This is a genomic window from Variovorax sp. YR752, assembly GCF_943372545.1.
Genome location: NZ_CALRZC010000015.1, coordinates 33,478 through 56,591 on the forward strand (window position 1 = coordinate 33,478; position 23,114 = coordinate 56,591).

Here is a 23,114-nt window from a genome sequence, read left to right on the forward strand (position 1 = left end):
CCTCACTTGTCTAGGCCACTTCAGCAAGGGTTGTCACGCATGGATCCGGACATCTTCGCACTGACCCGGGGCACGGCGCCGCTGCTGGTGTCGATCCCGCACGCGGGCACGCGCATCCCGCACGAGATCGAGCGGCGCATGACGCCCGCCGCGCTGCAGCGCGCCGACGTCGACTGGCACCTGCCGCAGCTGTATGCCTTCGCCCATGCGATGGGCGCGACGGTGCTGGCCGCCCACTACGCACGCCACGTGATCGACCTGAACCGCCCGCCGCAGGACGAGAGCCTCTACCCCGGCCAGGACGTCACCGGCCTGCTGCCGATGGACACCTTCCGCAAGGAGCCGCTGTACCTTGCCGGCCAGGAGCCCGACGCGGCCGAGCGCGATGAACGCCGCGAGCGGTTCTGGCGCCCGTACCACGATGCGCTGCGCGAGGAACTCGAGCGGCTGCGCGCCCTTCACGGCCAGGTGGTGCTGTGGGACGCGCACTCGATCTGCAGCGTGCTGCCACGCTTCTTCGAGGGCAAGCTGCCCGACCTGAACCTGGGCACCGCCGACGGCCGCGCCTGCGCGAGCGCCGTGCAGGCCGCGGCCGAGGCGCCGATGGCGGCGCAGACCGAGTTCAGCCACGTCAGCAACGGCCGCTTCAAGGGCGGCTGGATCACGCGTCACTACGGCGCGCCGGCGCAGGGCATCCATGCGCTGCAGCTCGAGATCTGCCACAGCACCTACATGGACGAGACCGCGCCCTTCGCCTACCGCACCGACCGGGCGGCGCGGGTGCAACCGCTACTGCAGCGGATGGTGGCGGCCGCCGTGCAGGCGCGTCCGTAGCGGGCTGGCGCCGATGGCGTAGGCCAGTTCGGCCGGGTGGTCGACGTTCCACAGGCACAGGTCGGCGGCCTTGCCGAGCTCGACGGTGCCGTGCGAATCGAGCAGGCCGAGCGCCTGCGCGGCGTGGCGCGTCACACCCAGCATCGCCTCGGCCGGTGTCATTCGGAACAGCGTGCAGGCCATGTTCATCATCAGCGGCAGGTGCGTGGTCGGGCTGCTGCCGGGGTTGCAGTCGGTCGCCACCGCCATCGGCACGCCGTGGCGGCGGAACAGGTCGATCGGCGGCACGTGCGTGTCGCGCAGGAAGTAGTAGGCGCCGGGCAGCATCACCGCCACCGTGCCGGACTGCGCCAGGGCCATCACGCCGGCCTCGTCGACATGCTCGAGGTGGTCGGCCGACAGCGCGCCGAACTCGGCGGCCAGTGCCGCACCGTGCATGTTCGAGAGCTGCTCGGCATGCAGCTTGACGGGCAGGGCGTGCTCGCGCGCCGCCTGGAAGACACGCCGCGTCTGCAGCAGGTCGAAGGCGATGGTCTCGCAGAAGGCGTCGACCGCATCGGCCAGGCGCAGCCGCGCCGCCTCGGGAATGATGTGCTCGACGACATGGCCGATGTAGTCGTCGGCCCGGCCCGCGTACTCCGGCGGCAAGGCGTGCGCGGCGAGCAGCGTGGTGCGCACGTTGACCGGCGCGCGCTGTGAGAGATCACGTGCCACCTTCAGGCACTTCAGCTCGTCCTTCAGCGACAGGCCGTAGCCGGACTTGATCTCGACCGTCGTGACGCCATGCGACATCAAGTCGTGCAGGCGGCGAGCCGACTGCGCGAAGAGGTCGGCGGGCACCGCCTCGCGGGTCTGCCTGACGGTGGAGACGATGCCGCCTCCGGCGCGCGCGATCTCCTCGTAACTCGCGCCCTGCAGGCGCAGCTCGAACTCGCGGGCGCGGTGGCCCGCGTGCACGAGGTGGGTGTGGCAGTCGATCAGACCGGGTGTGAGCAGCGCGCCCTCGGCGTCGATCTCCTCGCGCACCGGCGCATCCGGGTCGAGGTGGGTCATCGGCCCGAGGCCGGCGATCAGGCCGCCGAAGACCGCCACGAAGGCCGGCGGCGTGATGCTGCAGGCATCGTCGGTGCAGGTGACGATGCGCACATTGCGCAGCAGCAGGTCGATCGGCGGGGTCATTCCAGTTCGGCAAGCAGGCGGCCGCGGGCGGCGACGAAACGTCCGGCGGCCACTTCCGCATCGGCGTGGCGGCCATTCTGCACGCGCCGGGTGCCACCGACCCAGACGTCCTGGATGGTGGCGCGGCGATGGCTGGCGAAGACGTGGGTGGCGAGCTGCCGCGTCGGCGCGAGGCCGGTCAGCAGCGTGTCGCCGAGGAGCACGAAGTCGGCCTGCTGCCCGACCGAAAGGCCGCCGAGCGGCCGGCCCGAGGCCTGCGCGCCGCCGGCCACCGCCGACAGCCACAGCGCCTCGGCCACGCCGGGGCGCTGGCCGTCGGCGAGCACGTTGCGCTGGCGCTGCGCGAGGCGCTGGGTGTACTCGAGCAGGCGCAGTTCCTCGGCGGCATCGACGCTGGCGTGGCTGTCCGAGCCGATGCCCCAGGCGCCGCGCCAGGCGGTGGCGTCGAACACGCCGTCGCCGAGGTTGGCCTCGGTGGTCGGGCACAGGCCGATGACGGCACCGCGGCCGCGGGCGCCGGCGCGCTCGTGCTCGTCGAGGTGCGTGGCGTGAACCAGGCACCAGCGGGTGTCGACCGGCGCGTGGTCGAGCAGCCACTGCACCGGGCGCTGGCCGCTCCAGACTTCGCAGTCGAGCACTTCCTGGAGCTGCTCGGCGACGTGGATGTGCACCGGTGCGCTGGGGTCCAGCCGGGTCAGGCCGGCCAGCAGTTCGGTCAGCGCCGGTGGTGCCACTGCACGCAGCGAGTGCGGTGCGACGCCGGTGCGCACGCCCTGCTGGCGCAGCGTCTCGACGATGCGCAGCAGGTCGTCCACGCCCTGGACGAAGCGCCGCTGGTCGTCGCGCGGCGGCCTGGCGCCGAAGCCACTGTGCTGGTAGAGCACCGGCAACATCGTCAGGCCGATGCCGGCGCGCCGCGCTGCCGCCACCAGGCGCAGCGACATCTCCGCCGGGTTTGCGTACGACTGTCCGGCCGGGTCGTGGTGCACGTAGTGGAACTCGCAGACCGCCGTGTAGCCGGCACGCAGCATCTCGATGTAGAGATGCGTGGCGATGTCCTCGAGTTCGTCCGGCCCGAGCAGCGCCGCGAAGCGGTACATCAGGTCACGCCAGGTCCAGAAGCTGTCCTGCTCGGCGCCACGGTATTCGGTGAGGCCGGCGAAGGCACGCTGGAAGGCGTGTGAATGCAGGTTCGGCATGCCGGGCAGCAGCACGCCGGGGGCGCGCTCGACCCCGGCAGGCGGTGCCTGCGCGGCCTCGACGCGAGTCAAGGTGCCAGCCTCGTCCCACGACAGCAGCACGTCGCGAGCCCAGCCACTCGGCAGCAGGGCGTGGTCGGCGATCAGGGCGTTCATCGGAACGGATCGTGGCACAGGCGCACATGCAGCAGCGCGGCGGCGCTGCCATCGGCGTTCGGCGCCACGGTCATCGGCGACTCCAGGCCGCACCACAGCAGCGCCTGCATCGGCTGCAGCGTCTCGGCCCCGGCCTGCCAGCTGCCGGCCACCGACATCAGGAAGGTGACATGGCCGGAGGCGATCGCGCACGCGTCGTGCAATACGCGCACGTCGGCGCGCCAGCGGCCGCGGCGGGTCCTCACATTGAAGTCGCTGCAAGGCCCCGCGGTCAGCCGCGCCTCGATGGCGCGCTCGCCGGCGAAGGTCCAGGGCTGCAGCGGCCGCAGCGCATGCGCAGCCGTGCCGTCGTCCGGTTGCAGCGCCATGCCCGCGCCACTCAGCAACACGATGCATCGGTCCACGCCGGGGAAGGCCGAGAAGGGCGCGTCGTGATCGACCTCGGCCAGGCTGAGCCGCCAGTCGAAGTCGTCGGTGCCCGCGCCGGCCGGCTCAACGGCGATCTCGCGTGTCGTGCCGGCGCCGTTCTTCCAGCGCTGCGGCGGCAGCGTGCCCAGGTCGAGGCGCTGCGCGGCTGCGAGAGGGGCAGCGGTCATGCGCGCAGCATCGGCAGGTTCAGCCCCTGCTCGCGCGCCGTGCGGATGGCCAGTTCGTAGCCGGCGTCGGCATGGCGCATCACGCCACTGCCGCAGTCGTTGACGAGCACGCGGGCGAGGCGCTTCGCTGCAGCATCGGTTCCGTCGGCAACGATCACCATGCCCGAGTGCTGTGAGTAGCCCATGCCGACGCCGCCGCCGTGGTGCAGCGACACCCAGGTGGCGCCGCCCGAGGCGTTGAGCAGGGCATTGAGCAGCGGCCAGTCGGAGACGGCATCCGTGCCGTCCTTCATGGCTTCGGTCTCGCGGTTCGGGCTGGCCACCGAGCCGGTGTCGAGGTGGTCTCGGCCGATCACGATCGGCGCCTTCAGTTCGCCGGACTTCACCATCTCGTTGAAGGCCAGGCCGGCGACGTGCCGCTCGCCCAGCCCCAGCCAGCAGATGCGCGCCGGCAGGCCCTGGAACGCGATGCGCTGGCCGGCCATGTCGAGCCAGCGGTGCACGTGAGCGTTGTTCGGGAACAGTTCCTTGATCTTCGCGTCGGTCTTGCGGATGTCGTCCGGGTCACCCGACAGCGCCACCCAGCGGAACGGCCCTTTGCCCTCGCAGAACAGCGGCCGGATGTAGGCCGGCACGAAGCCGGGGAAGTCGAAGGCGTTCTTCACGCCCTGGTCGAAGGCGACCTGGCGGATGTTGTTGCCGTAGTCGACGGTCGGCACGCCCATGGCGTGGAAGTCGAGCATCGCGCGCACGTGCACCGCGCAGGACTCGGCGGCGGCCAGCTCGAGCGCCGCATGCTGCGCCGGGTCGGCCTGAGCGGCGCGCCATTGGGCCACCGTCCAACCCGCCGGCAGGTAGCCATTGATCAGGTCGTGCGCCGAGGTCTGGTCGGTCACCAGGTCGGGCTTGGTGCCGCCGGCCTTCGCGCGCTTGACCAGCTCCGGCAGGATCTCCGCGGCATTGCCGAGCAGGCCAATCGACACCGCCTCGCGCTTCGCGGTGTGCTCCTGGATCAGGCGCAGCGCGTCGTCGAGGTCCTTCGCCTGCTTGTCCAGATAGCGGGTGCGCAGCCGGAAGTCGATGCTGCTCTGCTGGCACTCGATGTTCAGCGACACCGCGCCGGCGAACGTGGCGGCCAGTGGCTGCGCGCCGCCCATGCCGCCCAGGCCGGCGGTGAGGATCCAGCGGCCTTCCATGCTGCCGCCGAAATGCTGGCGCCCCGCCTCGGCGAAGGTCTCGTAGGTGCCCTGCACGATGCCCTGGGTGCCGATGTAGATCCACGAGCCAGCCGTCATCTGGCCGTACATGAACAGACCCTGGCGGTCGAGCTCGTGGAAGTGTTCCCAGGTCGCCCACTTGGGAACGAGGTTCGAGTTGGCCAGCAGCACGCGCGGCGCGTCGGCATGGGTCTTGAACACGCCGACCGGCTTGCCCGACTGGATCAGCAGCGACTCGTCGTCGTTCAACTCCTTCAGGCACTCGAGGATGCGGTCGAAGCTGGCCCAGTCGCGCGCCGCGCGGCCGATGCCGCCGTAGACGACCAGTTCCTCGGGGCGTTCGGCCACCTCGGGGTCGAGGTTGTTCTGCAGCATGCGGAACGCCGCTTCGGCCAGCCAGGACTTGCACGAGATCGTGCTGCCGCGCGGCGCACGCACCACTCGGCCGGGGGCGCTGCGGGCGGCTTGGGCGGCGGCGTGGGCCACGCGGTTCTGGTCGGCGGGTGAGTTCATGGCGGCGGCTTCCAGTGGAGAGGTTTGGCAAAGTGGCCTAGACCACTTTGCGAAGGATCGGCGAAATCGATGCGTCCGTCAAGCGCCTGACGCGTCTTCCGGCAGCGCCTGGCCGATCTCGTCGAAACGCGCCAGCAGCCACTGGTGCGCGGCCGAGCGGTCGTGGCGCACGTGCCAGAGCGCGTCGGCGTACACCGTCCCGGGCTCCACGGGCAGTTCGCGCACCACCAGCCGCTCCTGCAGCCCGGTCAGCGGCAGAAAGCCGTCGGGCAGCACGGTCAGGTGGTCGCAGGCCGCCACCACATGCGCGGCGGTGAAGAACTGATTGACCGTCAGCGCGATGTGCCGCGTGCGGCCTTCGCTGGCCAGCGCCTGGTCGACGAACCCGTGCGCGCGGCCGCTGAAGCTGACCAGCACGTGGCTGGCAGCGCAGAAGGCGTCCAGCGTCAGCAGCGCGTCGGCCAGCGGGTGGCCGCTCCGCATCGCACACACATACCGGCCCTCGGCCAGCCGGCGGTGGCGCAGCGGCGCGACCCGCCCTTGGGCGACCAGCGATGCCACCGTCTCCGGGAAGTAGCCGATCGCGAAGTCGATGTCGCCCTGGCTGAACAGCCCGCGCGGGTCGCGGTCGAGCAGCGGCCGCACCTCGATCTGCGGCCGGGCCTCGAGCGCCTCGAAGCGCGCCATCAGTGCCGGCAGCATCAGGGCCGCGACAGCGTCCGCCATGGCCAGGCGGAAGACACGGGTGTCGGTGGTGGGGTCGAAGTCGCCGGGCTCCAGCGCCGAACGCAGCTGGCCCAGCGCCGCACGCACCTGCGGCCACAGCGCCTCGCCGAAGGCGGTGGGCTGGACGCCTCGCGCCGCTCTTGTCAGCAAGTCTTCACCTACTGAGTCTCGTAAGCGCTTCAAGGCATTGCTGACTGCCGGTTGCGTCATGGCCAGACGCTGGGCAGCGCGCGTGATGCTGCCTTCGGCCATCACCGTGTCAAATACACGCAGCAGGTTGAGGTCGAGCGTGCGGAAGTTCATGGTTCACAGCTCATCATTTCGGTGAATGTCGACTATTCATAACATTCACTGCAACGCATGAGTGTTTACCCTATACTGCACCGCAGCATCAATCCGATGCCAAGGAGAAAAACGCCATGACCAGCCATTCCCTGCCTTCGCAAGCATTCCGGTCGGCTCGCCCGCTGGGCGTCGGCCAGGCACTGAGCAATCTGGCTCTCGCCACGGCACGCCTGACCCAGGCACTGCTGTCCTCGCTGCGCCGACCCGTGCGCCACAACCGTCGCCTGAGCGTGATCGAAGAGGCCAACGAACTGCGCAACTTTGCGAGCGCCTACCTGCGCACCGACCCTGGCTTCGCGGCCGACCTGATGGCCGCCGCCGATCGTCACGAACTCACCGACGCGAAGGCCTGAGCGCCTTCCGACCACGAAAGGAGGTCTTCATGACCACCGTCACCATGAACATTCCCGCGCACCACGCCTTCACCATCGAAGGGCCGGCGCCGCGCCTGTCCGACTGGCTCGCCCGAGCCGTGCTGAAGCTGCAATCGGTCGGCGACCTGCTGCGCATGCCCGCCCCGGGCGTGCCGGAGGCCACCGCGCAGTTGCTGCGCATGGCCGAGGCCTACGAGTCGACGCAGCCGAGCTATGCGGCCGACCTGCGCGCCGCCGCCACGATGGCCGGTCAGGCTCACGCCGACCAGCGCTGAACCCGCCCATCTGAAACGACAAAGGCCGGCATTCGCCGGCCTTTTGTCATTCCGGGCCAAACCCGCTCAGGCGGCCAGGCGCGCCTCGATCTTCGCCTTGGTGGCCTTCAGCGCCTCGGGCAGGTGGTACGAGAGCTGGTTGAACAGTTCGGCGTGCAGCGTCATCTCGGCCCGCCACTCCGCCGCATCGATGCGGGTGACCTGGTCGAACTGGGCGCGGCTGAAGTCCAGGCCCTTCCAGTTCAGATGCTCGTAGTTCGGCGTCACGCCGAAGACATGCTCCTCGCCACCGCCCGTGCCCTCCAGGCGTTCGACCATCCACTCGAGCACGCGCATGTTCTCGCCATAACCCGGCCAGACGAACTTGCCGTCCGGCCCCTTGCGGAACCAGTTGACGCAATAGATCTTCGGCAGCGTCGAGCCCGCGGCCTGCAGCCTGGCGCCCAGGTCCAGCCAGTGCTGGAAGTAGTCGCTCATGTTGTAGCCCATGAAGGGCAGCATGGCGAACGGGTCGCGGCGCACCACGCCCTGCGCGCCGGCGGCGGCGGCGGTGGTCTCCGAGCCCATGGTGGCGGCCATGTAGACACCTTCGGTCCAGTCGCGCGCCTCGGTGACGAGCGGCACGGTGGTCGAGCGGCGGCCGCCGAAGATGAAGGCATCGATCGCCACACCGTTCGGGTTGTCCCACTCGGCGTCGAGCGCCGGGTTGTTGGTCGCGGCCACCGTGAAGCGCGCGTTCGGGTGTGCGGCCTTGGCGCCGGTCTCCTTGGCCAGTGCCGGCGTCCAGTCCTTGCCCTGCCAGTCGATCAGGTGCGCCGGCGGGGTGTCGGTCATGCCTTCCCACCAGACGTCGCCGTCGTCGGTCAGCGCGACGTTCGTGAAGATCACGTCACGCTCGAGACTGGCCATGCAGTTCTCGTTGGTCTTGTGGTTGGTGCCCGGCGCCACGCCGAAGTAGCCGGCCTCGGGGTTGATCGCGTACAGGCGGCCGTCGGCATGCGGCTTGATCCAGGCGATGTCGTCGCCGATGGTGGTGACCTTCCAGCCCTTCAGCTCCGCCGGCGGGATCAGCATCGAGAAGTTGGTCTTGCCGCAGGCGCTCGGGAAGGCGGCGGCCAGGTGGTACTTCCTGCCCTTCGGCGACGTCACGCCGAGAATCAGCATGTGCTCGGCCAGCCAGCCCTGGTCACGGCCCATGGTGGAGGCGATGCGCAGCGCGAAGCACTTCTTGCCCAGCAGCGCGTTGCCGCCGTAGCCCGAGCCGTAGCTCCAGATTTCCTGCGTCTCGGGGTAGTGGACGATGTACTTGGTCTTGTTGCAGGGCCACGCCGCATCCTTCTGGCCCGGCTCGAGGGGCGCGCCGACGGTGTGCAGGCAGGGCACGAAGAAGCCGTCGCTGCCGAGCACGTCGAGCACGGCGCGGCCCATGCGCGTCATGATCTTCATGTTGACGGCCACGTAGGGGCTGTCCGACAGCTCGACGCCGATGTGCGCGATCGGCGAACCGATCGGGCCCATGCTGAACGGCACCACGTACATCGTGCGGCCGCGCATGGCGCCGCGGAACAGTGCCTTGTCGCCGGTCTGCAGCAGTTCGCGCATCTCGGCCGGGGCCATCCAGTTGTTGGTCGGGCCGGCGTCCTCCTTGCGCTCGCAGCAGATGAAGGTGCGGTCCTCGACGCGCGCCACGTCGCTCGGATCGCTGCAGGCCAGGTAGCTGTTCGGGCGCAACTCGGGGTTGAGCCGCTTCATCGTGCCAGCGGCCACCAGCTGGCCGCACAGCCGGTCGTATTCATCCTGCGAGCCGTCGCACCAGTAGACGTCCTTCGCTTCGGTCAGCGCCGCCATCTCGGCGACCCAGGACAGCAGCCGGGCATGGCGGACATAGGCGGGCGCGTTCAAGCGCACCCCTTCGAGCACGGGACGGTTCATGTCGGATCCAATCGTCAAAGTCAGTAAGCGGGATTGGGGAAGCCGGCGGGGCCCGGTTCGCGGACCCGGAGGGCTTGCCCAATGCCGCTGCGCGCAGCGCCGCGAGAGTTACGGCGGGTTTCGTGGCGGCGCCGGATCTCGGCATGCGGGCCACTTGCGCGAGAGGCTGGAAGGATTGTCGATCCAGTGTAATTGCGCGGTAACCACCGGAGCCCGGGGGTCCATGCATTTCCGGAATAGTTTCATGCCGAGCGCCGCACCTATGATTCCGCCCATGAGTTCACGTCGCCTCTTGCTTGGCGCCGCGGTGGCGCTGGCCCTGCCCTCGCTGGCCCGCGCTCAGCAGCGCCAGTCGCTTGCCGACCCCTTGCGCCTGGGCGCCGACCAGGCCCTGGTCGACTCCGGGCTGGCCGCCGCGCTGCGGACCGGCTTCGGCCGCGACACCGGCGTGGCCGTGCAACTGGTACCCGGCCTCGCCCTGCCGTTGCTGGAAGCGCTCGAGCGCGGCGAACTCGACGCGGTGCTGAGCAACGCCCCGGACGCAGAGGAAAGGCTCGACCGGCAGGGGCTGGTTCACGATCGCCGGCGCGTTGCCGATGCGGCACTGGTGCTGGTCGGCCCGGCGCCGTCGAAGAAGAAGCCCGATCCGGCCGGCGTCGCGCGCATGACCGACATCACGCAGGCGCTCACGCAGTTGCGCGACGCAGCACTGGCCAGCCCCGGCACGATCAGCTTCCTGAGCGCCGGCGACGCCTCCGGCAGCCACGCCGCCGAACAGGCGCTGTGGCGCGCGGCGAAGATCGCCCCGGCCGCGCCGTGGTACATCAAGGCGCAGCAGGGCTCGCTGGCGTCCCAGGCGCGGCAGCTGGGTGCCTATGCGCTGGTCGAGCGCGGCGTGTGGCTGGGCCGCGGCGGCGCGCCGCTGGCGGTGCTGGTCGAGGGCGATCCGCTGATGACGGTGCCGGTGCACGTGATGCGCTCGTTCCGCGTCAACCACGCGGGCGGCAAGTTGTTCACCGGCTGGATCAGCGGCCCGAAGGGGCGCGCCATCGTCGCCGCACAGCGCGGCTACCGGACACCGGGCTGAGGTCACGGGCCATGGGGCGCATCGCCAGCCTGAACGTCGCCGCCGCGCAACCGGTCGAGATCCACGGGCGCCAGGTGATGACCGCGATCGGCAAGCGGCCGGTCGAAGGTGCGCGGCGTGTCGGCCCGCTGGGCATCGAGGGTGACGAGCAGGCCGACCTGTCGGTGCATGGCGGCCTGTCCAAGGCGGTCTATGCCTACCCGTCGGAGCACTACCCGTTCTGGCAGACGGTGCGCGGCCAGGCCCGCGCCGCGCTGTGGGACGACACGCTGCCGCCGGGTGCCCTCGGTGAGAACCTGACCCTCTCCGGCCTGCTGGAAAAGGACGTCTGCGTCGGCGACGTGCTGCGGTTCGCGGACTGCGAACTCGCCGTCAGCGAGCCGCGCTTCCCCTGCTTCAAGTTCAACGCCACGATGGGCTTCGACCAGGCCGCCAAGTTGATGTTCGCCAATGCCTGGTGTGGTTTCTACCTGGCGGTCCGCATCGCGGGTACCCTGCGTGCCGGCGAGTCGTTCGAGTTCATCGCCGGCCCGCGTGAAGTGGGTATCGTCGAGCTGTTCCGCGCCCGCGCTGCCGCTGCAAAGCAGCGCTGAAGCGGCCGTTCAACCAGGAAGGAGAACCAAGATGGGCATCGTGAGCTTTTTCAAGGAAGCCGGCGAGAAGCTGTTCGGCAGCAAAGACACCGAGGCCGCTGCGGCCGCCGCCGCTCAGGCGCCGAGCCAGGCCGAGTTGCAGGAGCGCGCGGCCAAGGCCAATGCCTTGGCCGCCAAGGCGATCGAGGACTACATCGCGACGCAGAAGCTCTCCGCCGACGGCCTGCAGGTGCAGTTCGACGGCGCCAGCAGCACGGTGACCGTCGCCGGCGTAGCCGCCGACCAGGCCACCAAGGAGAAGATCCTGCTGTGCTGCGGCAACGTCAGCGGCGTGGCGCAGGTGTCCGACCTGATGACCGTCGCACAGCCGGCCGACGAGTCGCAATACCACACGGTGGTGCGCGGCGACACGCTGTCGGCCATCGCCAAGAAGTTCTATGGCAACGCCAACGCGTACCCGAAGATCTTCGAGGCGAACAAGCCGATGCTGTCGCACCCGGACAAGATCTACCCGGGGCAACTGCTGCGCATCCCGCCGGCCTGACCGAGCGACCTCAGGCGGCCGCGGGCTCCAGCGCCGGATAGTCGGTGTAGCCCGCGGAGCCGCCGCCGTAGAAGGTCTCGCGCTTCGCTTCGTTCAGCGGCGCGTCCTCGCGCAGGCGCCGCACCAGGTCCGGATTGGCGATGAAGGGCTTGCCGAAGGCCACCAGGTCGGCCGCGCCGCGCGCGACCACGCCCAGCGCCATGGCGCGGTCGTAGCCGTTGTTGACCATCCACGCGCCGGCCGGGTGCTCGCGCTTGTAGATGCGGCGCAGCGCGTCGAAGTCGAACGGCACCGCGTCGCGCGGGCCGCCGGTGGCGCCCTCGATCAGGTGCAGGTAGGCCAGCTTCAGCGGGGCGAGGCGCTCCACCACGTGGCCGTACAACGCCTGCGCGTCGCTGTCCTGCCCCAGGTCGTTGGCCGGCGTCACCGGCGACAGGCGCAGGCCCGTGCGGCCGGCGCCGATCTCGGCGACAACGGCATCCATCACCTCGAGCAGCAAGCGCGCGCGGTTGGCCACCGAGCCGCCATAGGCATCCGTGCGGTCGTTCAGGCTGTCGCGCAGGAACTGCTCGAGCAGGTAGCCGTTGGCGCCGTGGACCTCGACGCCGTCGAAGCCGGCCTCGATCGCGTTGCGCGCCGCGGCGCGGTACTCGGCGATCAGGCGCGGCAGTTCATCGGTGCGCAGCGCACGCGGCGCCGACACGGCCTCGAAGCCCTTCGCGGTGTAGGTCTTGGTGTTCGCCGCGCGGGCACTGGACGACACCGGCACCATGCCCTCGGGCAGCAGCGACACGTGCGAGATGCGCCCGACATGCCAGAGCTGGATGACGATGCGCCCGCCGGCCGCATGCACGGCGTCGGTGACACGGCGCCAGCCGGCGACCTGCTCGCGGCTGTAGATGCCCGGGGTGTCGAGGTAGCCCTGGCCCTCGGGTGAGATCTGCGAGGCCTCGGTGACGATCAGCCCGGCGCTGGCGCGCTGGCGGTAGTACTCGACCTGCAGGTCGCCGGGCACCCGACCGGGCAGCGCCCGGTTGCGCGTCAGCGGCGCCATGACGATGCGGTTGGCCAGCGTGATGTCGCCAGCCCGGAAGGGGGTGAAGAGGGTGTGCATGGGGCGAGTGAACCAGAAAGCTTCGCGAACCGCCTCGCCACGGGCATTTCCAGATCCGATATAAGCATGCGCGCGACGCCGCTCGGCGGCAGGCGATACTGTCGCCGCCGACCCTGCCGACCGACCGCCCATGCTCGCCTACCGACACGCCTTCCACGCGGGCAACCACGCCGACGTCCTCAAGCACATCGTGCTGGTGCAGGTGCTGCGCTACATGAACGCCAAGGACAAGCCGTACCGGTTCGTCGACACCCACGCCGGCGCCGGCGGCTACTCGCTCGAAGGCCGCTACGCGCAGAAGAAGGGCGAGTACGAGCGCGGCATCGGCACGCTGTGGGGCCGCGACGACCTGCCCGAGGCGGTGGCCGACTACGTCGAGCGCGTGCGCGAGTTCAACCCCAGCGGCGCGCTCGAGCAGTACCCCGGCTCGCCGGCGATCGCACGCATGCTGCTGCGGCCCGGCGACCAGATGCGCCTGTTCGAGCTGCACCCGACCGAGCACCGCATCCTGGAGTCCTACCTCGGCAGCGAGCGCAACGTGGAGGTCAAGCATGCCGACGGCTTCGACAGCCTGAAGGGCCAGTTGCCGCCGTCGACGCGCCGCGGCGTGGTGCTGATCGACCCGAGCTACGAGGGCCATGGCGACTACGGCCGCGTGATCGCCACGCTGCGCGACGCCGTGCAGCGTTTCGCCGAGGGCGTCTACCTGGTCTGGTACCCGCAGGTGCAGAAGGTCGAGGCGGCCGAACTGCCGCGCCGGCTGCAGGCACTCGCGCCCAAGGGCTGGCTGCACGCACGCCTGAGCGTGGCGCGTGCCGATTTGCAGGGTTTCGGCCTGGCCGGCAGCGGCATGTTCGTGATCAACCCGCCCTACACGCTGCACGACACGCTGGCCGGCGTGCTGCCCTGGCTGGTGGAAACGCTCGGCCAGTACGAAGGCGCGAGCTACGTGCTGGATCAGCGCGCTGGCTGAGACGCAATCGCCGCCGGCTGCGCATGCATCTTGCGCAGTTGCTCCAGCCAGGCGGACCAGTCGATTGGGCCGGACTCGAAGCGCTTCTTCAGGTTGGCGAGCACGGCGCCCCAGGCCCGGTCGAAGTAGGCGTGGGCCTGGTCCCACTCGGCGCCTTCACCCCAGCCGACGTGGTGCAGGCTCACCCGCGTGGACGTCCCTTCCAGCTCCTTCAGCCGCACGATCACGAAGCTGCGTTGCTGCCGCACCTGCGGCAGGTGCGGCGGCGCATTCCAGTCGAAGCTGAGCATGGTGGGCGCCTGCAGCGCCATGTAACGCATGTCGTCCGCGCCCTTCGCGCCGGGCGCCGCGAACGGGTCGAAGTGGACATGAAATGCGCCTCCGACGCGGGCCTCGATCTCGGCGCCGGGCGCGAAGAAGGAGGTGACGCCCTCGCGCGTCGTCCAGGCCCGCCAGACCTCGGCGATCGGCGCGGCCACCACCACTTCCTTGTGCAACGCCCGCTCCTGTGCGCCGGCAAACGAAGCAAGCACCAACAACATGACTGCCATCAGGCGGCGCATCGGCAACTCCCACGGTGTGCGATCGGTCCAGCGTAGTCCTGCCATTGACCGGCGGCAAGCCGCTGGCGCAACAAGCGCTTACCGGCGAGCGACAAGCCGTGTCAGTCGCAACCAGGGCACGCTTCTTGATGCGTTGCCCTGCCGCCTGTAACCGACACCCCGCCCGATGACCCCCTTGCACCGACTCCTGGCCCTCGCCGCACTGGCGCTTGCCACGCTCGGGCTCGGTGGCTGCACCACCACGCTGGTGGTGATGCACGTCTACGACAAGCTCACCGACGGCGACCCGACCTCGTGCTTCCGCCTGAACACGGTGGAACGTGCCCTGCAGCCGCGCTGCGGCCGCTACGTCGAAGGCAGCCTGGCGCAGCGCGACATCGCCAGCCCGCAGCTGCCGGTCTGCCCGCTGACGCTGGCGGCACGCGACCCCGCCCTGTGGCCGGTGCTGCCCGAGCTGGTTGCCAAGGGCGCGACGCCCGAGGCCTGCACCGCCGCGCCCTGGGTGGCGCTGGCCCAGGCCCAGCCCTGCCCGGACTTCGCAAGCGCCTCGCCGCAGCAGCTGCAGGCGTTGCGCTGGCTCGCCGAGGCCGATTCGCGCGCCATCCACCATGACGTGGTGCGCACCCTGAGCTGCCCGAACGCCCGCGTCGCCGGCCTCGACGGCGTGCTCGAACAGTGGCTCGAACAGGACCAGCTGCGCGCCGATGCGCTGCCCTTCGGCATGCTCGGTGCGCTGCACCCCTCGCACCTGCGCTCGCCACTGGCGCGCCAGCTGGAGTCGCGCGGTCACACCGCCGTGGCCGGGCTCGGCGCCTACGGCGGCAAGCTCGCGCCGGGCTTCGAGGAGGCGCTGCGCACGGCCGACTACGACGCGCTCGACTGGTGGATCCAGCGCGTGCCGACCCTCGTCAACCGCGCACCGCCGTCCAGCGGCAACCAGCTGCCCTGGGCGCCGCTGGCCCGCGTGCTGGCACCGGCCTTCGTGCCCGACCCGGTCAAGCAGCGCGAAGTGGTGTCCTACCTGCTCGCCCACGGCGCCGAGCCGTGGCGTGCGCTGCCGCACGACCCGCAGCAGACGCCGGCCTCGCTGGCGATGAAGATGAACAGCCCGCTGGCCGAGACGCTCGCCGGGCCGCGCGTCGCGACGTCGCGCGGCGCCGCTCCGGTGGCCGCGACCGCCGCCACGGCAGCGATCTTGCCGCGCCGCTGAGCGTACGAGCGCACGGCGCTCAGTCGGCGTCGCGCTTGAGGTCGCGGAAGGCCGCGAACAGCCACGAGCGCATGCCCACCACCAGCGTATAGGGCCGCTTCTGCTCAGGCGCCAGCTTCTGGTCGGCCAGGTGCTGCTGCGCGAAGTCCTGGCCGACGCGCTGCAGCCGCTCGACGAAGCTCGCCGCGAGGCTGCGGCCGATCTGACCGTGCACCAGCATCAGCATCTCGCCCTCGCCGTCGAAGCCGCCGCTGAAATAGTCGTCGGCGACATGCTCGCGGAAGTAGGCCATCACCGGGCCGTTCGGCCGCCAGCGGAAGCCCTTGGCCACCTTGAGCCGGTAGCGGTTCAGCGGGCGCAGTTCGATGATGCCGAGCCGGTCGAGCTGCACCAGGTACTTCACGCACTCGGCGTCGGTGAAGGTGTAGGTGGCGACCATCTGCTCGAAGGTCCACTGGCTGAAGGCGCAGATCGCCACCAGCAGCAGCTTGCGATCGGCGATCACCGCCGACTCCTGATCGTGCGTCAGCTCGCGACGCAGCGGCTGCGCGTCGGCCACTTTCCTGGCCAGATCGGCGAAGTCCATCTTCAGCACGCGCAGCACCTCGTCGATGCGCGACAGCGGCATGTCCGCCTTGGCGAAGATGCGCTTGATGCTCGACTCGGCCATGCCGAGTTCGCGCGCCAGGTCGGCGTAGGTCAGGCCGGCCGCCTTCAGCTCGGCTTTCAGCGCGGTGATCAGGTCGTGTGTCGTGCTCATACTCAGAACCCCCGAAAAGTACCGCTATGAGATACCTGAGGCCTGCTTCTGTGCAACCCTCCTAGGGGGGATGGATACCCGCCCTGAGGTTCGAGAGGATGCGCCCACCTTCAACAACCCGACAGGGATTTCGACATGAACAGCGCCACGATCCATCAAGACACCAAGGCCTGGAAGGCCCAGGTCTGGATCTCCTTCGGCCTGGCCGCCAGCCTGTGCGCCATCGGCCTGGCCTACCTGCCCGGCCAGGACCTGGACCGCGCCTTCATGTTCATGGGCTACGGCTTCTGCCTGTCGGCGGCCTTCATGGTCGCCAAGTACGTGCGCGACAACCAGCACAAGCGTGTCGACACGCCGATGTGGGGCATGGTGGTCTGGGGCGGCTTCGCGCTGGCCATGTCCTTGACCGGCTGGGGCCTGTGGCGCATGGACGTCAACCCGACCTACAAGGCCTTCCTCGGCGTGTGCTGGATGTTCCTGATCTCCAGCGTGTTCACCCTGGCCAAGACGCTGCGCGACGCTCACGAAGCACGTGTCGCCGAGATCCGCCACGAAGCCCGCCGCATGGCCAACGAGCAGTGAGCCCCGTCATGAACATGAACCTGATTCGATCGATCGCCGCGGCCGCCGCACTGGCTGCTGCCCTGCACGGCCCGGCGCGGGCCCATGTGAACGCCTCGGACGCCAGCGCGCTCTCGGCCCTGCCGATCGCGGTGTCGGTCGCGGCGCCGGCGATGCTGCTGTCCGGCGGTGTGATGCTGACGGTGGTCGCCGTCGAGGCCTCCGCCGAGGGCACGGTGTGGGTGCTGGAGCGCGCCTCGGATGGCGCGCGTGCCAGCGTCACGCTGTCGGCCGCAGCCGTTGGCGGGGTGTCGGTGGTCGCCGGCACCGCCGTGGTGGTCACCGCCTTCAGCGCCGGCTGGGTGCTGTCGACGGCGGGCAAGGCGCTGGCCTACATCCCGAACGAGATCGGTGCCGCGCTGCTGCACAACGAACGGTTGACGCGATGAAGACCGCACGGGTTCTCGCGTTCGCCGTCGTGCTGGCCGCCACCGCCGGCGCAGCCCAGGCCGGCCGCAGCTGCGAGCAGATGCCGCCGCAGGCCGCCAACGTGCAGCGCGCGATGGTGCTGGCCGAGCGCACCGCGCGTGCGCTCGACGCGACCGGCGCGCAGGTGGTGGTGCTGGCACGCGACGGGCAGGACCTGTCGAAGTACGACCTGGCCTGGTCGCACCTCGGCCTGGCCTACAGGGACGGCGCGCGCTGGCGCGTCGTGCACAAGCTCAACAGCTGCGGCAGTGCGCAGGCATCGGTGTACCGCCAGGGCCTGGGCGAGTTCTTCCTCGACGACCTGCACGACTACAAGGCCGGCCTCGTGGTGCCCAACCCCGCGGTGCAGGCGCGGCTGCTCGCCACGCTGCGTGACAACACGCAGGCCACGCGCATGCACACCGGCGCCTACAGCATGGTCGCCTACCCCTGGTCGCAGCGCTACCAGCAGTCCAACCAGTGGGCGCTGGAGACGCTGGCGATGAGCCAGGAGCCCGCAGCCACCAGCCGCGAGCGCGCGCAGGCCTGGCTGCGCCTGCAGGGCTACGAGCCGACCACCCTGCGCCTGGGCGCGCTGACCCGCCTGGGCGCCCGCACCACCGCGGCCAACATCGCCTTCGACGACCACCCGAACGAGAAACGCTTCTCGGATCGCATCGAGACCGTCACCGTCGACTCCGTCTTCGCGTGGTTGAATCGCAGCGGTCTCGGCGGGCCCGTGCAGGTGATCCGCTGACGCTGCAACAGAAGAACATCCAGGAGGACGACGACTTGAGCGCACCGCACGACCCGCATCCCAACCAGTTCGCGCTGCTCGGCCAGCGCCGCTTCGCGCCCTTCTTCTGGGCGCAGTTCCTCGGCGCCGGCAACGACAACCTGTTCAAGTTCGCCTTCACCGTGATGGTGACCTTCGGCACGGCCAGCGCCAGCGGCCTGGCGCCGGCGCTGGTGGTGCAGCTGATCGCCGCGCTGTTCATCCTGCCCTACGTGCTGTTTTCCGCCACCAGCGGGCAGCTGGCCGACAAGTACGACAAGGCCACGCTGATCCGCTTCGTCAAGAGCCTGGAGATCGCGCTGATGGCGCTGGCGGTCTGGGGCTTCACCTCGAAGAACGTGACCGTGCTGCTGGCCGTCACCTTCGGCCTGGGCCTGCACTCGACGCTGTTCGGCCCGGTCAAGTACGCCTACCTGCCGCAGCACCTGAACGAGCGCGAGCTGACCGGCGGCAACGGCATGGTGGAGATGGGCACCTTCGTCGCCATCCTGCTCGGCAACGTGGTCGGCGGCCTGCTGATCGCGATTCCGGAGGTCGGCCCGAGCTACGTGGCCTGGAGCTGCCTCGGCCTGGCCGTGCTCGGCCGCGCCGCGGCGCAGTTCGTGCCCAGCGCACCGGCCACCGACGCCAGCCTGAGCATCAACTGGAACCCGTTCACCGAGACCGTGCGCAACCTGAAGCTGGCGCACCAGGACATCGCCGTGTTCCGCTCGCTGCTGGGCATCTCGTGGATGTGGTTCTTCGGAGCGGTGTTCCTGACCCAGTTCCCCTCCTTCGCGAAGGACGTGCTGGGCGGCAACGAGCAGGTCGCCTCGCTGCTGCTGGTGGTGTTCTCGATCGGCATCGCGATCGGCTCGCTGCTGTGCGAGACGCTGTCGCGCCGCCACGTCGAGATCGGCCTGGTGCCTTTCGGCGCCTTCGGCATGAGCGTGTTCGCGATCGACCTGTACTTCGCCTCGCGCGGCATCGTGCATCCGGACGCGCCGCTGACGCTGTCGCAGTTCGTCGCGCTGGGCGCCAACTGGCGCGTGATGGCCGACCTCGGGCTGCTGGCCCTCTTCGCCGGCCTGTACAGCGTGCCGATGTACGCGCTGATCCAGATGCGCGCGCAGCCCAGCCACCGCTCGCGCATCATCGCCGCCAACAACATCCTCAACGCCCTGTTCATGATCGGCAGCGCGGCGATGGCGGCGCTGTTGCTGAAGGCCGGCGTGACGGTGCCGCAGCTGTTCCTGATCACCGGGCTGCTCAACCTGCTGGTCGCCGGCTACATCTTCCTGCTCGTGCCCGAGTACCTGCTGCGCTTCATCGCCTGGGTGGCGACGCGCTTCATCTACCGCTTCAAGGTCAGTGGCGACGAGCACATCCCGGTCACGGGTGCGGCCATCCTGGTGAGCAACCACGTCAGCTTCGTCGACGCGATCCTGCTGATGGCGGCCAGCCCGCGGCCGATCGTCTTCATCATGGACCACCGCATCTTCAAGCTGCCGGTGCTCGGCACGCTGTTCCGCCTGGCCAAGGCGATCCCGATCGCGCCGCAGAAGGAAGACCCGGTGGCCTACGAGCAGGCCTTCGCGCGGGCGAAGCAGGTGCTCGACGGCGGCGACCTGCTGTGCATCTTCCCCGAAGGCGCGATCACCCGCGACGGCACGCTGGGCGAGTTCAAGGGCGGCGTGATGAAGCTGCTGGAAGCCAACCCGGTGCCGGTGGTGCCGCTGGCGCTGCGCAACCTGTGGGGCTCGTTCTTCTCGCGCATCGAAGGCAGTGCGATGACCAAGCCGTTCCGCCGCGGCTTCTTCTCGCCGGTCGGCCTGGTCGCCGGCGAGCCGGTGCCGGCCGCACAGGTCAGCCCGGCGGGCCTGCGCGAGCGCGTCGGCGCGCTGCTGGCGACGTGATCGCCAGCCTGGGGCGCGACGCGCTGCTGCGCATCGCGCCGTTCGCCCTCTTCATGCTGCTGCTGGCGTTGCGCGGCTTTGCGGCCGACGGCGCCTGGGGCTTCGACGAACGCTGGCTGTATGCGCTGTCGACCGTCGCGGTGTCGGCCCTGCTGGTGGTCTTCTGGCACGAGTACGGCGAACTGTCACGACCGCTGGCGCCGACGCTGCGCGAGGTCCTGGTCGCCGTGTTCGCCGGGCTGCTGGTCTTCGTGCTGTGGATCCAGCTCGACGAACCGTGGATGCGCGTCGGTGAAGCCACCGCCGGCTTCCGGCCGGTCGACGAACAGGGCAACCCGATCTGGCCGCTGATCGCCGTGCGCTGGATCGGCGCGGCGCTGGTCGTGCCGCTGATGGAGGAGCTGTTCTGGCGCTCCTTCCTGATGCGCTGGATCGACAGCCCGCGCTTCGCAGCCGTGCCGCCGCAACGGGTCACGTTGCGTGCGCTCGGCCTCTCGACCTTCGTCTTCATGCTCGCCCACACGCTGTGGCTGGCAGCCCTGCTGGCCGGCGCGATCTACGCCTGGCTGTACATGCGCAGCGGCAAGCTGTGGCTGGCGGTGATCGCCCACGCGGTGACCAACGGCGCGCTCGGCGCCTGGGTAGTGTTCACCGGCAATTGGGGTTACTGGTAGGGGGCTACTGGTAGCGGCGGCCGGGCAAGGGCAGCGTCGGCAAGGTCGGGAGCTTGGGCAGCGACGGCCAGGTGAAGCCGCTGCGCCGCGTCAACTTCTGCGTGATCGCCAACTTCAGCACCGGCAAGCGGTCGGCGACGCGGATCACCGCCTCGCGCATCCAGCGCGCCGTCTCGCTGTCGTCGGTGAACAGGCCGACCACCGCATTGGTGCCGTGGTAGACCGGCCAGGTCTCGCGGCGGTGGCGCGTCTCGTAGGGCTGCAGCACGCCGAGGCTGCCGAGGTCGCGCCCGGCGCGGCGCGCGCCGGCCAGCAGCGCACCCAGCACCTCGACGCCATAGAGGCCGAAGTTGTAGCCGTGCGCGGTGACCGGGTGCATGCCCACCGCCGCATCGCCGATCAGCGCGAAGCGCGGCGCGACGAAGCGCTGCGCATACACCGCCACCAGCGGGTAGAGGTGGCGCGCGCCGCGCAGCGTCATCGTGCCGAGGCGGCTGCCGAGCTGCTGCTGCACCCAGGCGGCGAAGGTCTCGTCGTCCCAGCGATGCATCGCAGCGGCCACGTCGGACGACACGGTGACGACGATCGAACTCTCGCCGCCGTTCATCGGCAGCACGGCCAGCGTGTGGCCGGTGTGGAAGCATTCCTGCGCGACCGCCTGGTTCGGCTCGGTGTGCGCCATGCGGCAGACGATCACGCTGCGCCCGAAGTCGCGCATCTGCGCGCCGATGCCGGCGTGGCGCCGGGCCTCGGAGAAGCGGCTGTCGGCGGCCACCATCAGCGGCGCGCGCAGCGTGACCTCGCCGCCGTCGGCACCGCGGCAGCGCACGCTCGCGGTTTCGGCATCGATGCTCAGCCCGAGCACCCGCGTCGCCGGGCGGACATCGATGAACTCGCAGCCCTGCACCGCCTGCCAGCTCGCACGCCGGATGCAGTGGTTGGCGACCAAGTGCCCCAGTTCGTCCTCGCCCGAGCCCCTGGCATCGAAGCGCAGCGGCCGCGGGTCGCTGCCGTTGTAGACCACCGCTTCGCGCAGCGGCGCGAGCTCATCCGCCGGCAGGCGCTCCCACAGCCCGAGGCGGCGCATGATGGTCTGCGCGCGGTGCGTCAGCGCGATGTCGCGGCCGTCGGGCGGGGGCTCGGCCAGCGTGGCGGCGTCCTGCGCGTCGAGCACGATGCTGCGGATCTTCGCGTCGGCCAGGGTCCGGGCCAGCGCCAGGCCGCTCGGGCCCGCGCCGATGATCAGCACGTCGGTGTCGAAGGCGGCGGCGTTGGCAGCGAAGCGGCGGGGCATGGCAAGAGCGGGGAGCGAAGGGACACCGATGCTGCCCGCCGCGCCGCCGGCGCTGGCTGACCGGCGTCAACGCTTGTTCAGACGCCGCGCCGGCGGTCTTCGGCGAACTTCGCCGCGAAGGCCGCGAAGGCACCGGCGTCCAGCGCCTCGCGCACCTCGCGCATCAGGTTCACGTAGTAGTGCAGGTTGTGGATGCTGGCCAGCATCGGCCCGAGCATCTCGTTGCAGCGGTCGAGGTGGTGCAGGTAGGCGCGGCTGAAGTTCGCGCAGGTGGGGCAGCCGCAGGTCTCGTCGACCGGCCGCTCGTCGGTCTTGTAGCGGGCGTTGCGCAGGCGCAGGTCGCCGAACCGGGTGAACAGGTGGCCGTTGCGCGCGTTGCGCGTCGGCATCACGCAGTCGAACATGTCGACGCCGCGGCCCACGCCTTCGACCAGGTCTTCCGGCGTGCCCACGCCCATCAGGTAGCGCGGCTTGTGCGCCGGCAGCCGGTGCGGTGTGTGCGCCATGATGCGCTGCATGTCCTCCTTCGGCTCGCCGACGCTGACGCCGCCGATCGCGTAGCCGGGCAGGTCGAGCTCGACCAGCGCATCGAGAGACTCCTGGCGCAGATGCTCGAACATGCCGCCCTGCACGATGCCGAACAGCGCGTTGGGGTTCTCCAGCCGGCCGAACTCCGCCAGACAGCGCTTCGCCCAGCGCAGGCTCAGCTCCATCGAGACCCGCGCTTCCTTCTCCGTCGTGATGTGGCCCTTGGTCTCGTAGGGCGTGCACTCGTCGAACTGCATGACGATGTCGCTGTTGAGCACGCGCTGGATCTGCATGCTCACCTCGGGGGTGAGGAACAGCTTGTCGCCGTTGACCGGCGAGGCGAACCTGACGCCTTCCTCGCTGATCTTGCGCATGTCGCCGAGCGACCAGACCTGGAAGCCGCCGCTGTCGGTCAGGATCGGTTTGTGCCAGGCCTCGAAGCGGTGCAGCCCGCCGAACTGCGACAGGATCTCGATGCCCGGGCGCAGCCACAGGTGGAAGGTGTTTCCGAGGATGATCTGCGCGCCCATCGCCTCGAGCGACGAAGGCATCACGCCCTTGACCGTGCCGTAGGTGCCCACCGGCATGAAGATCGGCGTCTCGACGACGCCGTGGTTGAGCGTGAGGCGCCCGCGGCGGGCCTGGCCCTCGGTGCGCAGCAGTTCGAAGTTGAGCATGCGCCGATTGTCGCAGCGCCTCCGCTCGGCC

General features: G+C 70.0%; 24 protein-coding genes. 13 read left to right on the plus strand and 11 right to left on the minus strand.

Annotation, left to right across the window (positions count from 1 at the left end; translation table 11 throughout):
• The first annotated feature begins 39 nt into the window (after positions 1-39).
• Complete coding sequence (gene hutG, locus AAG801_RS05640; protein ID WP_341887531.1) at positions 40-834, plus strand: N-formylglutamate deformylase; 795 nt, start codon at positions 40-42, stop codon at positions 832-834.
• On the opposite strand, the gene hutI is transcribed toward hutG, so the two are convergent.
• The 5 genes from hutI to AAG801_RS05665 form a co-directional block, all read right to left on the minus strand.
• Positions 790-2,013 carry an imidazolonepropionase gene (gene hutI, locus AAG801_RS05645; protein WP_341887532.1) on the minus strand — a complete coding sequence of 408 codons (1,224 nt, stop codon included), beginning with the start codon at positions 2,011-2,013 and terminating at the stop codon, positions 790-792. The genes hutG and hutI overlap by 45 nt on opposite strands.
• Positions 2,010-3,368, minus strand: a complete 1,359-nt coding sequence (locus AAG801_RS05650) for a formimidoylglutamate deiminase (protein ID WP_341887533.1) — start codon at positions 3,366-3,368, stop codon at positions 2,010-2,012. Before AAG801_RS05650 ends, hutI begins: the two co-directional genes overlap by 4 nt.
• Positions 3,365-3,964, minus strand: a complete 600-nt coding sequence (locus tag AAG801_RS05655; RefSeq protein WP_341887534.1) for a HutD family protein — start codon at positions 3,962-3,964, stop codon at positions 3,365-3,367. The genes AAG801_RS05650 and AAG801_RS05655 overlap by 4 nt, the downstream gene beginning before the upstream one ends.
• Entirely contained in the window at positions 3,961-5,694 is a 1,734-nt protein-coding gene (hutU, locus tag AAG801_RS05660; RefSeq protein ID WP_341887535.1) for a urocanate hydratase, read from the minus strand. Before hutU ends, AAG801_RS05655 begins: the two co-directional genes overlap by 4 nt.
• A 78-nt stretch (positions 5,695-5,772) precedes the next feature.
• Positions 5,773-6,723, minus strand: coding sequence for a LysR family transcriptional regulator (locus AAG801_RS05665; RefSeq protein WP_341887536.1), 951 nt, complete (start codon positions 6,721-6,723; stop codon positions 5,773-5,775).
• A gap of 116 nt (positions 6,724-6,839) precedes the next feature.
• Here AAG801_RS05665 and AAG801_RS05670 point away from each other — a divergent pair, with 116 nt between their 5' ends.
• Positions 6,840-7,118, plus strand: a complete 279-nt coding sequence (locus AAG801_RS05670; RefSeq protein WP_341887537.1) for a hypothetical protein — start codon at positions 6,840-6,842, stop codon at positions 7,116-7,118.
• Between the two features lie 29 nt (positions 7,119-7,147).
• Complete coding sequence (locus tag AAG801_RS05675) at positions 7,148-7,414, plus strand: hypothetical protein (RefSeq protein ID WP_341887538.1); 267 nt, start codon at positions 7,148-7,150, stop codon at positions 7,412-7,414.
• Between the two features lie 66 nt (positions 7,415-7,480).
• Here the strand turns inward: AAG801_RS05675 and AAG801_RS05680 are convergent, their stop codons facing one another.
• Complete coding sequence (locus AAG801_RS05680; RefSeq protein ID WP_341887539.1) at positions 7,481-9,346, minus strand: phosphoenolpyruvate carboxykinase (GTP); 1,866 nt, start codon at positions 9,344-9,346, stop codon at positions 7,481-7,483.
• 274 nt (positions 9,347-9,620) lie between these two features.
• On the opposite strand from AAG801_RS05680, the gene AAG801_RS05685 reads away from it, so the two are divergent.
• From AAG801_RS05685 to lysM, 3 genes are read left to right on the plus strand one after another with little or no spacing between them, the layout of a single operon-like run.
• A complete protein-coding gene (locus tag AAG801_RS05685) occupies positions 9,621-10,433 on the plus strand; it encodes a substrate-binding domain-containing protein (protein WP_341887540.1) in 813 nt (270 codons plus the stop codon).
• 11 nt (positions 10,434-10,444) lie between these two features.
• Positions 10,445-11,026 carry an MOSC domain-containing protein gene (locus tag AAG801_RS05690; protein WP_341887541.1) on the plus strand — a complete coding sequence of 194 codons (582 nt, stop codon included), beginning with the start codon at positions 10,445-10,447 and terminating at the stop codon, positions 11,024-11,026.
• 31 nt (positions 11,027-11,057) lie between these two features.
• Entirely contained in the window at positions 11,058-11,570 is a 513-nt protein-coding gene (gene lysM / locus AAG801_RS05695; RefSeq protein ID WP_341887542.1) for a peptidoglycan-binding protein LysM, read from the plus strand.
• Between the two features lie 10 nt (positions 11,571-11,580).
• Here lysM and AAG801_RS05700 read toward each other — a convergent pair whose 3' ends face one another.
• On the minus strand, positions 11,581-12,684 hold the full coding sequence (locus tag AAG801_RS05700; protein WP_341887543.1) for an alkene reductase: 1,104 nt from the start codon (positions 12,682-12,684) through the stop codon (positions 11,581-11,583).
• Between the two features lie 130 nt (positions 12,685-12,814).
• Here AAG801_RS05700 and rlmJ point away from each other — a divergent pair, with 130 nt between their 5' ends.
• Positions 12,815-13,657 (plus strand): 23S rRNA (adenine(2030)-N(6))-methyltransferase RlmJ, encoded by an 843-nt coding sequence (gene rlmJ / locus AAG801_RS05705; RefSeq protein ID WP_341887544.1) that lies wholly within the window; start codon positions 12,815-12,817, stop codon positions 13,655-13,657.
• On the opposite strand, the gene AAG801_RS05710 is transcribed toward rlmJ, so the two are convergent.
• Positions 13,642-14,199, minus strand: coding sequence for an SRPBCC domain-containing protein (locus AAG801_RS05710; RefSeq protein ID WP_341887545.1), 558 nt, complete (start codon positions 14,197-14,199; stop codon positions 13,642-13,644). The genes rlmJ and AAG801_RS05710 overlap by 16 nt on opposite strands.
• A gap of 187 nt (positions 14,200-14,386) precedes the next feature.
• Between AAG801_RS05710 and AAG801_RS05715 the strand changes: the two genes are divergently transcribed.
• The gene (locus AAG801_RS05715) at positions 14,387-15,430 is read left to right on the plus strand and encodes a hypothetical protein (protein WP_341887546.1); all 1,044 of its coding nucleotides are present in this window, start codon (positions 14,387-14,389) and stop codon (positions 15,428-15,430) included.
• A gap of 19 nt (positions 15,431-15,449) precedes the next feature.
• Here the strand turns inward: AAG801_RS05715 and AAG801_RS05720 are convergent, their stop codons facing one another.
• A complete protein-coding gene (locus tag AAG801_RS05720) occupies positions 15,450-16,190 on the minus strand; it encodes a helix-turn-helix transcriptional regulator (RefSeq protein WP_341887547.1) in 741 nt (246 codons plus the stop codon).
• A gap of 135 nt (positions 16,191-16,325) precedes the next feature.
• On the opposite strand from AAG801_RS05720, the gene AAG801_RS05725 reads away from it, so the two are divergent.
• The 5 genes from AAG801_RS05725 to AAG801_RS05745 are packed head-to-tail and all read left to right on the plus strand — an operon-like array spanning position 16,326 to position 20,584.
• Entirely contained in the window at positions 16,326-16,772 is a 447-nt protein-coding gene (locus AAG801_RS05725) for a YiaA/YiaB family inner membrane protein (RefSeq protein ID WP_341887548.1), read from the plus strand.
• Positions 16,773-16,780: 8 nt separating this feature from the next.
• The gene (locus tag AAG801_RS05730; RefSeq protein ID WP_341887549.1) at positions 16,781-17,200 is read left to right on the plus strand and encodes a hypothetical protein; all 420 of its coding nucleotides are present in this window, start codon (positions 16,781-16,783) and stop codon (positions 17,198-17,200) included.
• Positions 17,197-17,976, plus strand: coding sequence for a DUF2145 domain-containing protein (locus AAG801_RS05735; protein WP_341887550.1), 780 nt, complete (start codon positions 17,197-17,199; stop codon positions 17,974-17,976). Before AAG801_RS05730 ends, AAG801_RS05735 begins: the two co-directional genes overlap by 4 nt.
• Positions 17,977-18,011: 35 nt before the next feature.
• A complete protein-coding gene (locus AAG801_RS05740; protein WP_341887551.1) occupies positions 18,012-19,910 on the plus strand; it encodes an MFS transporter in 1,899 nt (632 codons plus the stop codon).
• Complete coding sequence (locus tag AAG801_RS05745; RefSeq protein ID WP_341887552.1) at positions 19,907-20,584, plus strand: CAAX prenyl protease-related protein; 678 nt, start codon at positions 19,907-19,909, stop codon at positions 20,582-20,584. The genes AAG801_RS05740 and AAG801_RS05745 overlap by 4 nt, the downstream gene beginning before the upstream one ends.
• A gap of 4 nt (positions 20,585-20,588) precedes the next feature.
• On the opposite strand, the gene ubiM is transcribed toward AAG801_RS05745, so the two are convergent.
• Together ubiM and tgt are read right to left on the minus strand one after the other, a co-directional pair.
• Entirely contained in the window at positions 20,589-21,878 is a 1,290-nt protein-coding gene (ubiM, locus tag AAG801_RS05750; RefSeq protein WP_341887553.1) for a 5-demethoxyubiquinol-8 5-hydroxylase UbiM, read from the minus strand.
• 77 nt (positions 21,879-21,955) lie between these two features.
• A complete protein-coding gene (gene tgt, locus AAG801_RS05755) occupies positions 21,956-23,083 on the minus strand; it encodes a tRNA guanosine(34) transglycosylase Tgt (protein ID WP_341887554.1) in 1,128 nt (375 codons plus the stop codon).
• Between the last annotated feature and the right edge of the window lie 31 nt (positions 23,084-23,114).

Bases quoted from the DNA above. Each gene is read 5' to 3' on its own strand.
- hutG (WP_341887531.1), top strand. From the start codon at position 40: ATGGATCCGGACATCTTCGCACTGACCCGGGGCACGGCGCCGCTGCTG.
- hutI (WP_341887532.1), bottom strand. From the start codon at position 2,013: ATGACCCCGCCGATCGACCTGCTGCTGCGCAATGTGCGCATCGTCACC.
- AAG801_RS05650 (WP_341887533.1), bottom strand. From the start codon at position 3,368: ATGAACGCCCTGATCGCCGACCACGCCCTGCTGCCGAGTGGCTGGGCT.
- AAG801_RS05655 (WP_341887534.1), bottom strand. From the start codon at position 3,964: ATGACCGCTGCCCCTCTCGCAGCCGCGCAGCGCCTCGACCTGGGCACG.
- hutU (WP_341887535.1), bottom strand. From the start codon at position 5,694: ATGAACTCACCCGCCGACCAGAACCGCGTGGCCCACGCCGCCGCCCAA.
- AAG801_RS05665 (WP_341887536.1), bottom strand. From the start codon at position 6,723: ATGAACTTCCGCACGCTCGACCTCAACCTGCTGCGTGTATTTGACACG.
- AAG801_RS05670 (WP_341887537.1), top strand. From the start codon at position 6,840: ATGACCAGCCATTCCCTGCCTTCGCAAGCATTCCGGTCGGCTCGCCCG.
- AAG801_RS05675 (WP_341887538.1), top strand. From the start codon at position 7,148: ATGACCACCGTCACCATGAACATTCCCGCGCACCACGCCTTCACCATC.
- AAG801_RS05680 (WP_341887539.1), bottom strand. From the start codon at position 9,346: ATGAACCGTCCCGTGCTCGAAGGGGTGCGCTTGAACGCGCCCGCCTAT.
- AAG801_RS05685 (WP_341887540.1), top strand. From the start codon at position 9,621: ATGAGTTCACGTCGCCTCTTGCTTGGCGCCGCGGTGGCGCTGGCCCTG.
- AAG801_RS05690 (WP_341887541.1), top strand. From the start codon at position 10,445: ATGGGGCGCATCGCCAGCCTGAACGTCGCCGCCGCGCAACCGGTCGAG.
- lysM (WP_341887542.1), top strand. From the start codon at position 11,058: ATGGGCATCGTGAGCTTTTTCAAGGAAGCCGGCGAGAAGCTGTTCGGC.
- AAG801_RS05700 (WP_341887543.1), bottom strand. From the start codon at position 12,684: ATGCACACCCTCTTCACCCCCTTCCGGGCTGGCGACATCACGCTGGCC.
- rlmJ (WP_341887544.1), top strand. From the start codon at position 12,815: ATGCTCGCCTACCGACACGCCTTCCACGCGGGCAACCACGCCGACGTC.
- AAG801_RS05710 (WP_341887545.1), bottom strand. From the start codon at position 14,199: ATGTTGTTGGTGCTTGCTTCGTTTGCCGGCGCACAGGAGCGGGCGTTG.
- AAG801_RS05715 (WP_341887546.1), top strand. From the start codon at position 14,387: ATGACCCCCTTGCACCGACTCCTGGCCCTCGCCGCACTGGCGCTTGCC.
- AAG801_RS05720 (WP_341887547.1), bottom strand. From the start codon at position 16,190: ATGAGCACGACACACGACCTGATCACCGCGCTGAAAGCCGAGCTGAAG.
- AAG801_RS05725 (WP_341887548.1), top strand. From the start codon at position 16,326: ATGAACAGCGCCACGATCCATCAAGACACCAAGGCCTGGAAGGCCCAG.
- AAG801_RS05730 (WP_341887549.1), top strand. From the start codon at position 16,781: ATGAACATGAACCTGATTCGATCGATCGCCGCGGCCGCCGCACTGGCT.
- AAG801_RS05735 (WP_341887550.1), top strand. From the start codon at position 17,197: ATGAAGACCGCACGGGTTCTCGCGTTCGCCGTCGTGCTGGCCGCCACC.
- ubiM (WP_341887553.1), bottom strand. From the start codon at position 21,878: ATGCCCCGCCGCTTCGCTGCCAACGCCGCCGCCTTCGACACCGACGTG.
- tgt (WP_341887554.1), bottom strand. From the start codon at position 23,083: ATGCTCAACTTCGAACTGCTGCGCACCGAGGGCCAGGCCCGCCGCGGG.